A 14,195-nucleotide genomic window follows, 5' to 3' on the forward strand; every position below is an offset into this window, starting at 1 on the left:
CCACTCCATGCCGCACACCCCCGCTCACTCGGACGACCGGGACAGCGCCCGCAGCGAAGGCGAGTTCGCCGACCTGTTCGCCCGGAAGGCGCACACTCCGCTCCGTGGCTTCCTGCCCGGCCGCCGGGTCTGGACCGCGGTCGGCGGCTCCGCCGCCGCGGTGCTGGTGATCGCCGGTTCCGCCGCGGCCGTCGCCTCCATCGACTGGCGCGCCGACTCGTCCGAGAAGGTGACCGCGGCGGCCGACGAGTCCCCGAAGGAGAAGTCCGCCTCCGGTGACACGAAGAAGGAGACGACGGCCCCCTCCCCGAAGGCGAAGGACAAGGACAAGGGGGCACCCGACGTCGTCTACGTCCCCGTGTCGGGCGGATCCGGGGCCGGAGCGGGTACGGGTGGGGCGGAAGCGGCGCCGGGGTCCGACCCCACGCCCGGCTCGGACGGCACCACCGGTGGCACGACCGGCTCCAACGGCTCTTCCGGCTCGACCGGCTCGACCGACGACCAGGAGAAGCAGAGCACGACCGCCGAGAACAGCGGGTCGCAGTCGACGACCGGCTATCTGTGGACCGACGGCAGCGTGGACTCCGACACCAACGACTACTGGGACCAGAGCACCGTCACGGTGAAGACCACCCAGTCCCTCACCGGCCTCAAGGTCGTCGTCAGCATCGACCAGACCGGGGGCGTCGCCAGCACCGGCGTCTGGTCCTCCCTCGGTGACAAGGTGACGGTCTCCTCGGCGGCGGACAGCAACCAGCTGGCCTACGTGGTGACCCTGAAGTCGGGCAACACCATCGGCCCCGGCACCTACACGTTCAAGTTCCAGTACAACCACTCCCAGGGCCGCCGCGACGCGGGCGGCGACCGCTACAACGTCACGGCCACCTCCACCGGTTCGGACACCGAGTTCAAGAAGGGGAGCTTCTGACGAGTTCGAGGAGGGCGACTCCCGGGGCGGCCGGGGCACGATTGTCCTATGAACCGAATATCGCGTGACATGGTCGCCCCCGCCGTCGCCAATCCGCTGCGCGCACTGTCCCTGGAGCGGTTGCGGCGGCGTACGAGCATGAAATGGCGGACGTACCCGGCCGATGTGCTGCCGCTGTGGGTCGCCGAGATGGACGTTCCACTGGCCGAGCCGGTCGCGCGGGCTGTCGTGGACGCGGTGACGCTCGGGGACACCGGCTATCCGGCCGGGACGGCGTACGCGGAGGCGCTGGCCGGGTTCGCGAGCGGACGGTGGGGGTGGGACGGGCTCGCGGTGGAGCGCACGGCGATCGTTCCGGATGTGATGCTGGGCGTCGTCGAGATGCTCAAGCTGGTCTCCGGACCGGGCGACCCGGTGATCGTCAGCTCGCCGGTGTATACGCCATTCTACCAGTTCGTCGAGCACGCGGACCGGCGCCTCGTCGAGGCGCCGCTGGGCCCGGACGGCCGGATCGACTTCGCGGTGCTGGGGGGCGCGTTCGAGCGCGCCGGGGGCGGTCGGAGCCGTCCGGTGTACCTGCTGTGCAGCCCGCACAACCCGACGGGCACCCTGCACACGGCCGCGGAACTGGCGGAGGTGGCACGGCTGGCGCGGGCGTACGGCGTGCGGGTCGTCGCCGACGAGATCCACGCGCCGATCGTGGCCTCGGGGGCGACGTTCGTCCCCTATCTGAGCGTGCCGGGCGGGGAGGACGGGCTGTCGCTGATGTCGGCGTCCAAGGCGTGGAACCTGGCCGGTCTCAAGGCCGCCCTCGCCATCGCGGGCCCCGAGGCGGCCGATGATCTGGCCCGCCTTCCCGAAGAGGTCAGTCACGGGCCCAGCCATGTCGGCGTCATCGCCCACACCGCCGCGCTGCGGGACGGCGGCGACTGGCTCGACGCGCTGCTCGCCGGCCTCGACGACAACCGGCGCCTGCTGACCGAACTGCTGGCCGAACACCTGCCCGCCGTGCGCTACCAACCGGCCGAGGCCACCTATCTGGCGTGGCTGGACTGCCGGGCCCTGAACCTGGCCGACGACCCCGCGGCCGTCTTCCTGGACCGTGGCCGGGTCGCCCTGAACTCCGGCCCCTCCTTCGGAACCGGTGGCGCCGGTTTCGTCCGTATGAACCTGGCGACGTCTCCCGAGTTGATCACCGAGGGTGTACGCCGCATGGCCGCCGCTCTCGCCTGAGCCACGCGTACGGAGCGTCACGGCGTCGGTGGCGCCGCCCTGTTGGCGACTGGCCGGTAATACGTAGCCCGTTATGTAGGCCTACGGATGCGTGGGCGATCTCCCTCGGATTGGCTTGCCATGCCGGAGGGATCGCCTCGCGTGTCCGCCCGTCGCCGTCACCGGCGCGCAGGCGGGACCTGTGGGAGGGGCCCCGGGCCGATTGTCAGTGGCAGCCGCTAGCGTTCCGCACATGGTCGCACTTGGGCCGGGATTCCCCGGCTGAACTGTGCTTTCTTTCTGTGTTCTTGATGCGGAGGGCTGGGGTTCGTGGGTTGGCTGGCGGCGGGTGACGGGTATGAAGTCGCCCTTGTGGAGGGGCGGGTGGCGGCACGGGCCACCTCGGGCCGGGCGGCGGGGCGGCAGTTGAAGTCGTTGCCGAAGGCGCTGAAGGACCACCCGGAGGTGGACCGGCTGCGGCGCTTCGCTCAGTGGCTGGATCGGCACGCCACGGCGTGCGTCGCGCAGGTCGACTCCTGGATGGTGTCGTCACTGCCCGTACCCACTGGTCTGCTGGCCCGGGTGTGGCCGGACGAGGCCTGGCAGTCGGCGCTGCGCGACCTGGCGGTGGTCGGCGACGACCCGGACGAGGTGGGCTTCCTGCGCGGCGCCACGGACTCCGGTGAGCTGCGGATCGTGAACCTGGACGGCGAGACGGTCCGGCTCTCCCCGCGCACGGTGACGCTGCCGCACCCGGTGCTGCTGCCCGACCTCGACGATCTGCGGGAGTTCGCGGCGGAGCTGGGCATCGTGCAGCGCGTCGAGCAGATACACCGGGCGATCTGGCGGCGGCCGGACGACCTGGACGCCAAGGCCACCGAGGTGCGGGAGTTCGCCGGCGGCTCCTTCCGCTCCCGTTTCGCCCTCGCCGCGCGCGCCTCCTCGCTGGGTTACCGGGTGGCCGGCGGTTACGCCACCGCACGGGTACGGGACGGCGGTCGCACCGTCGAGGCCTCCGTGTGGATCGGCGAGCCGTACTGGGAGGACGAGACGAAGACCGGCGCCCTCACCTGGCACGACCAGGACGGCCGCGCGATACCGCTGCGCGAGGTGGGCCCGGTGGCCTGGTCGGAGGGGATGCGGATGGCCGCGGCGCTGTACGCCGGGCGTGTGATCGAGGAGGGCAAGGACGCATGAGCGGGGGGACGCGGGTGTCGTACGAGGAGTTGCTGACGGCGGGCGGGGTGCTGCCGCCGGACACGGAGGGGGCCGGCGAGCGGGCGGTGCCGCTGACGGCGCGGACGTACCGTCACCCGGGCCTGGACGACCGGGTGGTGGTGCGGCTGGTCGCCGGGGAGCTGGGCGCGGCGGAGGACCTGGCCGCCGCGTTCCTCGGTCTCGAACAGGACGCGGAGCCGGTCGTGGTGGGGCTCGGGCCGCGTCAGTCGCTGGGCTTCCCGGAGTGGGTGCTGGTGCACCACCCGGAGGACGGGCACCACGCGCTGGGCGTCGTACCGGATCTGGAGAAGGTGGCCCGGCAGGTGAAGTCCAAGCCGAAGGCGGCCATGGACGCCTACGTGGAGCTGGGCGCGCGGCTGGCGGCGTCGGTGCCGCACTTCCTGCCGACGTTCTACGAGCAGGCCGGGCGGGTGTTCCTCGCGGAGGAGAACGCCACGTACGCGGCCCAGTTGTTCACCCGTGCCCGCAAGGCCGAGGCGGAGCACGGGCTGACGGTGGACGAGGAGCGGCTGGACGCGGTGTTCCTGGAGTTCGCGCTGGCCGGCGCGCTCCCGGTGAAGGTGCTGTCGGCGTATGTGAAGGAGCTGGCCGCGCGGGTGCCGGCCGAGGAGGCACTGCGGCGCTTCACCAAGCTGGCTCTGCGCCGCACGGCGGGCGGTCTGCCGCCGTCGGCGCAGATGGCGAACGATCTGCGGAAGCTGGCCCGTGCCGCCGGCCGGGACGCCGACCTCACCGAGCAGGAGTATCTGGCCGAGCTGCTGAGTCTGCCGGCCACGCTGCGTGCGGCGGCGGGCTGGTGGAAGGGTCACCGTACGGCCCTGGTGGCGCTGGCCGAGCGGGAGCCTCGGGTGCGGGGCACGTTGCTGGACCTGATCCCGGCCGGCCAGGACAAGGAGATGCCCGCGCTGTGGCTGGGCCTGCTGGGGGCGTCCGGTGCCACGGCGGGGCTGTGGGACGCGTCGCTGCCCGAGGAGGAACGGCCGGGCGACGGTACGGCGGGCTGGCTGAAGCGGTTCCTGGAGTTCCGGAAGCAGTCGTGGCGCGCCTCGGAAAGGCTGCCTGAGCTGTACCCGCTGGTGGAGCGGGCGGCGGACGCGCTGCGGGCCGACCTGGTGGCGGCCGGCGAGGGGTTGAAGGTCACTCAGGACGTCGATCTGCTCGACCTGCTGCTCTCCCTTGACATGCCCGTGGCCGATCCCAGGAAGAGCACCATGCTGCTGCTCGGTCAGTGGGCGGCGGGCGAGGGGCAGCGCGATCTGCTGTCGCTGGCCGCCGACTCCCGTTTCCACGAGGCGTTCCGCCGGGGTGCAGACCGGCTCGACAACAACGCCCAGGGTCTGCGGGCGATCCGGCTGCTGGCGGCGTCGCCGGGCGGGCGCCCGATGCTGGCGGAGTGGGTGCGTGAGGTCGTCCGCCGGTTCACTGTCGTCGGTCTGCCGCAGCTGCCGGAGGCTCTGAGCCGGCTGCGGTGGCTGCCCGCCGAGGCGCTGGCGCTGGCCGAGGAGGAGGTGCGCGAGGCGGTCGCCACCGACCTCGCCCCGGTGCTGGCCCGCACTCTGAAGGCCGGCCTCTTCGACGAACTGGGCTGGCCCGCCTGGGAGGACGCGACGGCCACGCTCGTCCCCAAGGACGACGTCGAGGACATGATCGTCGCCGACGCCTGGCCCCACCTCATCGTGGCGGGCGCCGCCCAGGCCCGTGTGATCGGCGCCGAGGGCACGGTCCTCACGCACGACCTGCGCATCCCGGCGAACGAGAGCTGGGGCGACCCCGGCTTCCACCACGTGGACGGCGAGCTGCTCGTCTACTGGCGGACCCGCGACGACGGCCTGCGCGGCTACTGGCACACCCGCGCCGACCGCACGCTGAGCCTGGAGGGCCCGCAGAGCACCCGGGGCACCCAGATGGACTGGTACCGGGCCAACCTCCCGATCACCGTGCCCCTGCCCGGCGGCGGCCGGACCACCGGCGGCGGCGTTCTGCACGCCGGGGACACCACGCTCCCCGAGGAGCGTTTGATGGTCTCCGACGGCGTCTCGTACTGGGTGTGGCAGGCGGAGAACGAGGACCAGGCGGCGAACGGCTGGTACGAGTACGACCCGGCCACGGGCGAGCGCGGACGCATGAGCATGCCCGCGTTCCTCGCCGACGCCCTGCGTGACGCCCCCGCGGGCAGTGCCTACGAGGGCGGCTGGCTGGGGCCCTCGCCGACGGCGGGTCCCACACCGGCCTCCGCGCCCGTGGACGGGCTGGTCGGTCTGCGCATCGTGCGGCTGCCCGACGGCTCCCGGCGCGCCCAGGACCTCGCCGGTCACACCGTCGACCTCCCCGCCGACATGGCGTGGCCGTCCGCGCTCGTGGTGTTCCCCGGCGCCGGCCGCGCCCGCGCCGTCGTCCGCGACGGCTGGCAGCTCAAAATCGTCGACACGGACGGTGTCGTCACCTCGGTGGCCAAGACCGACCGTACGCCCGGTGTCTTCGGCGAGGGCACGCTGCTGCTGCCGCCGGTGCAGTACTGGGAGTGCATGACGCCGCGTGACGTCGTGGGCTCCGAGGCGCTGCGGCGCGTCGACCGGGACACGGCGGCGGCCCTGCTGGCGGCTGCCGCGCACGACGACAAGGACGCGCTGCCCGACGCGATCCGTACGCTCCTGCCCGTCACCCATGGCGCGCTCGTCGCGGGCATCGCCGGGGTCGTCCGGCACGCCGCCGGTCAGCAGGCCGTCCTCGACGCGGCGGCGGCCCGGCTCACCCGGGCCCTCGACGGCGAGTTGGAGGACGAGGGTCCGGTCGGCCCGGCGGACGTCGTGCTCATCGAGGCGCTGAGCGGTCTCGGCGTGGTCGGCGGACACTGGTGGAACCGCGACGAGGAAGTCACCACCGTCTTCCGCTCGCTGCGCGTGATCAGCCGGGCAGCCGGTCTTTCCGGTACCGCCGTGCCGGAGGGGCGGACCGTGCGCCTCCACCACGACGGGCCCGGGCTGCCGTCGGGGCAGCCGGAACTGGAGACGCTGGTCGACCGCGCCACGGCCCTGGCGTTCCGGGCGGCGGCCGGCACCACCACCGAGGAGCACCGGAAGGCGCTGCGCGCCCTGCTCGGCGAGTTCGACGCGCTGGGTCTGGGGGCGACCGCCGCGCCCGAGCGATGGCGCAAGGTGGAACTGCACCTGGAGGCCGGACTGTTGCGCACCCCGTCGGGCGAGTGGCGCGAGGGCCAGTGGCGAGGGCTGCTGCCGCTGGGCGAGGGGGCGTTCATCGCCCTCGTACAGCACGAATGGATGCACCAGACCAGCGACGGCTGCGTCTTCACCGGCTTCTTCCACGACCCGTCCGGACGGTTCGAGGTCCCCGAGCCCTACACGCTGCGGAAGTCGTCCCCGCTCGGCGAGGACGAGCCGGCGGGACGGCTCGGCGCGTTCCTCGCGGAGCTGGACGCGCGCGGTCCGGCGCCCTGGTTCCCGGAGGCCGCCGAGGAGTTCGCCCGACTCACCGGTGTCACCGAGACGATGGCCCGGCTGATCGTGGCCGGTCTGCCGCGGGTCGACGTCTACGAGCGGACGTTCCTGACGACGGAGGCACGCAACGCCATCGGGGTGAAGGCCGCCCCGGCCGCCGACGCCAAGGAGGAACTGCGCGGCGTCGACGGCGACATCCGTGCCGCGGTGGTGGCCGCGCTGCTGCCCGCCGACCCCGCCCGGTTGTGGACCGAGGGACCGGACGCGGCAGCGGCGGCCGAGGTCTGGAACAGCAGGGTCGGCAAGCGGACGGCCGTCCCCGAGGCACTGCTCGGCGACGCGGTCCGCGCGGTCAAGTACGCCCGCTGGGAGGTGCGGGAGGCGCTGCCCGCATTGCTGAACCCGGCCGCCGAGCCCCGGCTCACCCGGGACCTGGAGTGGGCGGTCAGCGGCGACCGGGTCAAGCCCGTCGGCGAGAACGCGGTCGGGTTCACGGCGGAGACGCTGGTCGGCGCGGTCGGCCTCGCCTCCTGGCTCGCCCACCGGCTGCCCGCCGGGGACCCGATCCGGGCCGCGCTGCCACCCGCGCTCACCGCTGTACGCGAACGGCTCGCCCACCCCGGCCTGGTGCTCGACCTCGGCCGGTACATCAGCCTCCCCCACTTCCGGAAGACCGCGGGCACCCCGACCGAGACCGGCAAGGGCTTCGAGCGGTACGGCGCCGTCATCCTGGCCACCCATGACAGCCAGCCGGCCCCGGGCATCCGGGTCGCCCTGCTCGACGAGGCCGGCCAGGACCCGTACCTGCCCGCGCTGCGCGTCGACGACCAGCGGCCCTTCGCGGCCGAGGTGGCGCTGCGCCTGGCCCGCTCCCCCCGGTTCGCGGCCCTGCTCGCCGACCCGGGCGACCCCCTGGCCGGTGAGCGCGGCAAGGACGGCACCTGGTGGCCGCAGGACCCGAGCCGCTCCGTGCCCGAGCTGGTGACCGAGGCGGCCAAGGAGTACGGCATCAGCGAGGACGCCGCCACGCTCTATCTGATGCTGCTCGCCATGCCCGACCCCACCGACCGTCTGACGGCCCGGTGGACCGGGTGGAAGCCGGCCCGGATCAAGGCGGCCCGTGCCGAACTGGCCGCCACCGACCTGGTCGTCGAGGCCAGCCGGACCAGGGCCGGGCGTTCGCTCTTCCTGCCCGGTGCCTGGGTCGAGCTCAAGTCGCCGCGCGTACCGCTGGAGCGGTGGAAGCTGCCGCTGTTCGGCGATGTGATGCACGACGAGTACACGCCGTTCAGCGTGCTCGTCCCGACCGAGCCGGCCGCCGACCTGTACCGCAGGGCCTGGCAGCGCGTCCGGGACGGCGACACTCCCCGCTTCGAGGAGCTGAAGGTACGGCGGGGGCGCCGCCGCCGCTGAGGAGTCCGGGGTGGGGCGCCGGTCGCGACCGGCGCCCTGCCGCACCGGACGCCCCCGGTCCCCCACCGCGCAACAGCGCAGAGACCGGCGATCGATCGACCGGTGCGCCGGTCCCACCGGTGCGCCGGTCCGGCCGCCTGCCGATCCACCGACCCACCAATCCGCTGCCCCACCGACCCACCGACCCACCGATCAAGGACATCCATGACCTCGACCGAGACGGCGTCAGCCCTTCCAGCCCGGCAGAATCTGCCCGCCGAAGAGCGTCACGCCACCGAACTCGCCTTCCTCGCGGCCCACGACGAGGGCCCCCGCCCGCCCGGCTGGCGGCTGACCCCGCGCTCCGTGGTCACCTTCGTCTGCGGCAGCGGCGGCGAGGCGTTGAAGCTGCCCAAGCCGCACGAGACGCTGCCCGAGAAGCTGGTGATCACCCCCAAGTTCGTCGGTGAGCGCGCCCTGGTGGAGCGGTGCGTGGTCACCCTCGCCGGTGAGCGCGGCCTGCTGCTCGTCGGCGAGCCCGGCACAGCCAAGTCGATGCTCTCCGAGCTGCTGTCGGCCGCCGTGTGCGGCACCAGCGCGCTCACCGTGCAGGGCACCGCCGGCACCACCGAGGACGCCTTCCGCTACGGCTGGAACTACGCCCTGCTGCTCGCCCAGGGCCCGACACCGCAGGCGCTGGTGGACTCTCCCGTCCTCGGCGCCATGCGCTCCGGCCGCGTGGCACGCGTCGAGGAGATCACCCGCTGTCTGCCCGAGGTGCAGGACGCGCTGGTGTCGATCCTGTCCGACCGGCGGGTGAGCGTGCCCGAGCTGTCCGGCACGGACGACGCCCAGGTCGCGGCGGCCCCCGGCTTCACCGTCATCGCCACCGCCAACCTCCGCGACCGGGGTGTCTCGGAGATGTCCGCCGCGCTCAAGCGCCGCTTCAACTTCGAGACCGTGCACCCGATCGCCGACGTCGACGCCGAGACCGCGCTCGTCAAGCGGCAGGCCACGGCGGCCGTCGAGCGGGCGGGCGCGGCCTTCGCCGTGGACGACGCGATCCTCGACGTGCTGGTCACCGTCTTCCGCGATCTGCGCGCCGGACGGTCCGCCGAGGGCTGGGACGTGGAGCGGCCCGGCACGGTGATGTCCACCGCCGAGGCCGTGCAGGTCGCCGCCTCCCTCGGGGTGGCCGCCGCGTATCTGCCCGGCGGGGACGCCCTCGACCTCGTACCCGGTCATCTGCTGGGCGTGGTCCACAAGGACGACCCGGCCGACCACGCCCGACTGCTCGGTTACTGGGACGGTCCGGTGCGCCGTCGCGCCGAGGACGGTTCCGCGCTGTGGCGCCGCCTCTGGGACCTGCGGGAGAACCTTCGGTGACCATCGCTCAGGACCCGCGGGACGCCGTCACGGCCCTCGCCGACTCCACGGTGCCGTATCTGCTGGGCGTACGGCACCACAGCCCGGCCCTCGCCGCGGCCGTGCCCGCCTTGCTGGACGCCTCAGGCGCCGAGGTCGTCTGCGTGGAGCTGCCGACCGACTTCCAGCCCTGGCTCCCCCATCTCGCCGACCCCGGCACCCAGGCGCCGGTCGCCCTGGCCGGCGCCCACGAGGGCGGCCGACTCGGCTTCTACCCCTTCGCCGACTTCTCCCCCGAACTCGCCGCCCTGCGCTGGGCCCGGGAGCGGGGCGCCGAGATCGTGTGCTGCGATCTGCCGATGGCGGATCCGGCGTGGAGCGGGGGTGGTCCGATACCGGGGGGAGAGGCGCGAGACGCAGACGGCCCCGGGCCCGCCGACGAGAAGGGAGGCTCGGACGCCTCCGGTTCAGCGGAGGACACTCAGGGCGCGGACGGCTCCGGCCAAGCGGGGGACGGGAGGAATACGAACGGCTCCGGCTCGGCGGGAGACACACAGGGCACGGGCCTCCCCGGCTCGGCGCACAACACTCAGGGCGCGGACGGCCCTCGCCCGGCAGGGGATGCCCACAGCGCGAACGGTCCCGTCGGTCCGGCAGGGCTCACGCGGAGCGCGGTCGCCGAAGTCGTGCCCTCGGTCGCGCCCACCGCCTTCGCGGAGGCGCTTGTCGCCGCCGGGAGCGGTCGGGACGGGGATGATCTGTGGGACCGGTGTGTGGAGGTGCTGGCTCCCGGCTGCGCCCCCGAGGCGATCCGGCGTGCGGCGCTCGGCGTGGGGTGGGCGCTGCGTCGGGACGCCGAGTCGGCGGGTGGGGTGCCATCGGTGGACCTGGCCCGGGAGGCGCACATGCGGGCGACGATCGCGCGCGCCGCGGCGGGCGGGCGCAGGGTCGCGGCTGTCGTCGGCGCGTTCCACGCCCCCGCGTTGTCGGACGGGCTCGGTGGGGAGGAGGCCGGGGCGGACGGTGCCGTTCCGGCCGCGCCTCCGGCCGGCACCACGTCGGGGTCGGCGTCGGCCGCGCAGGGGGCGGCCCTCGTCGGAGAGCACCCGCCCGTCGTCACCTCCCTCGTTCCGTACGCCTTCGATCTGTTGGACTCCCGCTCCGGTTACCCGGCCGGGATCAGGGACCCGCGGTGGCAGCAGGCGGTGTTCGTGGCCGGGGGCGACCCCGAGCTGCTGCACGGTGCCGCCGCCCGCGCGATCACCGATGTGTGCCGGGAGCTGCGCGCGGCCGGGCACACGGCGGGAACGGGCGAGGCCACCGAGACCTTGCGGATGGCATGCGACCTGGCCGCGCTGCGGGGGCTCGCGGCGCCGGGGCGGGGCGAGGTGCTGGAAGCGCTGACGACCGTGATGGCCCAGGGCGAGCCGCTCGGCCGCGGCCGGGCCCTCGCGCGGGCGCTCGAAGTGGTCCTGGTCGGCACCGACCGGGGCCGGATCGCGCCGGGCACACCGCGCTCGGGGCTCGGCCCGTCCGTGGAGGCCGAGTTGGCCGCGCTGCGGCTGCCCGGCCCCGACGATCCCACCCCGCGCGAGCTGCGGCTCGACCCGCTCCGCTCGGCCCTCGACGGCCGCCGCGAGATCCTGCTCCAGCGCCTCGCGGTGTGCGGCGCTGGGTACGGCGAGGCCGTCCAGGTGTCGGGCACGGGTGACGGTACGGCGCTCACCACGCGGTGGCGGCTGTCGTGGACCCCGGCCGTCCCCGTACGGCTGGACCTGGCCGGGATTCGGGGCGTGACGGCTGCGCTGGCCGCCGAGGGCACACTGCGGGAGACCTTCCGCCGGGAGTCGGCGGACGGCGGGCCCACCTGTGCCCTCGTCCTCGCCGGGCTCCGGGACGCCGCCCGCTGCGATCTGCCCGCTCTGGTCGCCGAGCGCCTCGCCGACGCCGCCGAGGTGCTGCCCGCCGCCGCGACGCTTCCCGAACTCCTCGAAGCGCTCGACCTGTTGGAGGCGTTGCGGCGGGGCCATCTGCCGGGCACCACCGCCGAGGGCCGGCAGGAGGCCGCCGAACTGGCCGCCGGCCTGCTGGAGGCGGCGGTCCGCGCCCTGCCGGGCCTCGCGGGCAGCGACCAGCCGGAGGACGCGGGCGCGCTCATCGCCCTGGCCTCACGGGCGGGCGACCATCACCTCGGGCTGCGGATGGACGACGCCCTGGGCACCCTCGCCCGCACCGGCTCCCCGCTCATTCAGGGTGCCGCGCTGGCCGCCCGGGTCCTGCTCGACCTCGACGACGCCGATACCCTGGGCGCCCGTGCCGCCGGCTGGATCGACACAGCTACCGGCCCCGACGGACGCCATGCCCTGTCCCGCCGGCTCACCGGGCTGCTCAGCGGCGCCGCACCGCTGCTCCAGTCGGCGCCGACCGGCCTCGACCCCCTGCTGGACCGCATCGACACGCTCACCGACCAGGGCTTCCTGGACCGGCTGCCCGCCCTGCGCGGCGGCTTCGACACGCTGAGCCCGGCCGCCCGCGACCGCCTCCTGGACACCGTCACCGAACGCCTCGGCGACCGCCTCGACCTCTCCCTCGGCGCCTCACCGGAACTCCTCGCCCTGTGGACCACGGCGGACACGACGGGTTTCGCGGCGCTCGACTCCCTGCGTGCGCTGTTGCGGCCGGACGCGATTGGGTTGCCCGGGGGCAACGGGTTCGCCGAGACTTCCGAAGTCTCCGGCGGCCCTGTGACCGCCGAGGCGGACGAGACCCCGGCGAATGGCGAAGCCACCCGGGTGTCGGCGGCTGCCGAAGCCGCCGAGGTAGCGGTGACGACCGAAGCCGCCGAGGCGGAGGGGGCCTTCGAAGCCGCCGGGTCGGCGTCGGCCGAGTCCACGGCCTCCTCCACCCTCCACCTCTCCCCCACCGACCGCTGGCGGCTGCTGCTCGGCCGGGAGAGCGAGAAGTTGCCGCAGGGGGCTCGCCGTTACGCCCACGCGCTCGACGAGTTGTACGGCGCCGGCCGGGGTGAAGGTGCCTCGGATCTCGGCCGGGGCGGCGGCCGGGGACAGGGCGGTGGCCAGGAGGCGTCCTTCCCCACGGCACGTGAATGGGCCGAGGAGCTGGACGCGCTGTTCGGCACGGAGGTCCGTGAGGAGGTGCTGGCGCGGGCCGCCGACCAGGGCCGTACGGACGTACTGGCCGAACTGGACCCCAAGGCGGTCCGCCCCTCGGTCGATCTGCTGACCTCCGTGCTGTCCCTCGCCGGCGGGATGCCCGAGCAGCAACTGGCCAAGCTGCGCCCGCTGGTGCGCCGTCTGGTCAACGAACTGGCCAAGGAGCTGGCCACCCGTATGCGCCCGGCGCTGACGGGGCTGGCCACTCCGCGCCCGACCCGCCGTCCGGGCGGCCGACTCGATCTGCCGCGCACCCTGCGCGCCAACCTCGCGTCCACACATCGGACGGCCGACGGCAGGACCGTGGTCGTGCCGGAGCGGCCGGTCTTCAGCACCCGCTCCCGGAAGGAGGCGGACTGGCGACTGATCCTCGTGGTCGACGTGTCCGGGTCGATGGAGGCCTCCGTCATCTGGTCGGCGCTGACCGCCGCCGTCCTGGGCGGGGTGCCCACGCTGTCGACGCACTTCCTCGCGTTCTCGACCGACGTGATCGATCTGACGGACCGGGTGGACGACCCGCTGTCGCTGCTCCTTGAGGTACGGGTCGGCGGCGGCACCCATATCGCGGCCGGGCTCGCGCACGCCCGTTCCCTGGTGACCGTGCCCAGCCGGACCCTCGTGGTCGTGGTGAGCGACTTCGAGGAGGGCTACCCACTGGGCGGACTCCTCGGCGAGGTACGGGCCCTGGCGAGTTCCGGAGTGCATCTCATGGGCTGCGCCGCCCTGGACGACACCGGCACCCCGCGCTACTCGGTGCCCATCGCCCGACAACTCGTCGCGGCCGGCATGCCCGTCGCCGCCCTCAGTCCCCTCGCCCTGGCCCGCTGGGTCGGCGACCGCCTCCGCGGAGAGACCCGATGAACGCCGAACTGCCCCCGGCGGCACCCGATGTGGTCGCCGCCGCCGTCGAGAGCCTGACCTCACGGCTGCGCAAGAAACTGGACGCCGCGATCGAGTCGTACGCGGCTCTGCCCGTCGTCGCCGATGGCGGCGCCCTGCGCATCCGGTGCGGCGAGGACGCCGAGGTCACCCTCACGCCGGGTCCGTCCGGCACGCTCACCGACGCCGAACAGACGGTGTGCAGCTGTCTGCTCGCGCCCCGATGCCTGCACCGCGCCGCCGTGCTGGGCGCCTGCCCGGTCGCCGACGCGGACACGTTGGCGGACGTGGACGCATCGACCGACTCGGATGCCTGGTCGAAACCGTCGACGGGGGCGGCGGGAGCCGAGGGTGACGCCGGGTCGGAGGAAGGAGCCGAGATCGGGGCCGGGACCGGGACCGGAACCGGCGCTCGTGCCAGGGCCGAGACCGGGACCGGAGCCGGCGCTGGTGCCAGGGCCGGCGGAATGGCCGACGCTCCGGCCCTCGGCGGCCCCACCGCACCCGCCACAGAACCCACAACGGCAACAGCGGCGGCAAGCGCAGCAACGG

The 14,195-nt window shown here is 74.1% G+C and carries 6 protein-coding genes and 1 pseudogene; all 7 read left to right on the forward strand.

What is annotated here, in order from left to right:
• Window positions 1–7 precede the first annotated feature (7 nt).
• Entirely contained in the window at window positions 8–928 is a 921-nt protein-coding gene (locus tag STRIP9103_RS21645) for a hypothetical protein (protein ID WP_009317616.1), read from the forward strand.
• A gap of 48 nt (window positions 929–976) precedes the next feature.
• On the forward strand, window positions 977–2,161 hold the full coding sequence (locus tag STRIP9103_RS21650; protein WP_009317614.1) for a MalY/PatB family protein: 1,185 nt from the start codon (window positions 977–979) through the stop codon (window positions 2,159–2,161).
• 309 nt (window positions 2,162–2,470) lie between these two features.
• Window positions 2,471–3,337, forward strand: a complete 867-nt coding sequence (locus STRIP9103_RS21655) for a DUF4132 domain-containing protein (RefSeq protein WP_009317602.1) — start codon at window positions 2,471–2,473, stop codon at window positions 3,335–3,337.
• On the forward strand, window positions 3,334–8,247 hold the full coding sequence (locus STRIP9103_RS21660; protein WP_009317598.1) for a hypothetical protein: 4,914 nt from the start codon (window positions 3,334–3,336) through the stop codon (window positions 8,245–8,247). Before STRIP9103_RS21655 ends, STRIP9103_RS21660 begins: the two co-directional genes overlap by 4 nt.
• Before the next feature lie 204 nt (window positions 8,248–8,451).
• Window positions 8,452–9,612: an ATP-binding protein gene (locus STRIP9103_RS21665; RefSeq protein ID WP_009317610.1), complete on the forward strand. Its 1,161-nt coding sequence runs from the start codon at window positions 8,452–8,454 to the stop codon at window positions 9,610–9,612.
• On the forward strand, window positions 9,609–13,625 hold the full coding sequence (locus STRIP9103_RS21670) for a vWA domain-containing protein (protein WP_009317604.1): 4,017 nt from the start codon (window positions 9,609–9,611) through the stop codon (window positions 13,623–13,625). The genes STRIP9103_RS21665 and STRIP9103_RS21670 overlap by 4 nt, the downstream gene beginning before the upstream one ends.
• A pseudogene (locus tag STRIP9103_RS51705) lies at window positions 13,622–14,195 on the forward strand (SWIM zinc finger family protein); the annotation flags it as partial. The gene STRIP9103_RS21670 and the pseudogene STRIP9103_RS51705, both read left to right, overlap by 4 nt.

Source organism: Streptomyces ipomoeae 91-03, assembly GCF_000317595.1.
In the GTDB taxonomy this organism is placed as follows: Bacteria; Actinomycetota; Actinomycetes; order Streptomycetales; family Streptomycetaceae; genus Streptomyces; species Streptomyces ipomoeae.

Excerpts from the sequence above, each read along its gene's own strand:
- STRIP9103_RS21645 (WP_009317616.1), top strand. The coding sequence starts at position 8 with ATGCCGCACACCCCCGCTCACTCGGACGACCGGGACAGCGCCCGCAGC.
- STRIP9103_RS21650 (WP_009317614.1), top strand. The coding sequence starts at position 977 with ATGAACCGAATATCGCGTGACATGGTCGCCCCCGCCGTCGCCAATCCG.
- STRIP9103_RS21660 (WP_009317598.1), top strand. The coding sequence starts at position 3,334 with ATGAGCGGGGGGACGCGGGTGTCGTACGAGGAGTTGCTGACGGCGGGC.
- STRIP9103_RS21665 (WP_009317610.1), top strand. The coding sequence starts at position 8,452 with ATGACCTCGACCGAGACGGCGTCAGCCCTTCCAGCCCGGCAGAATCTG.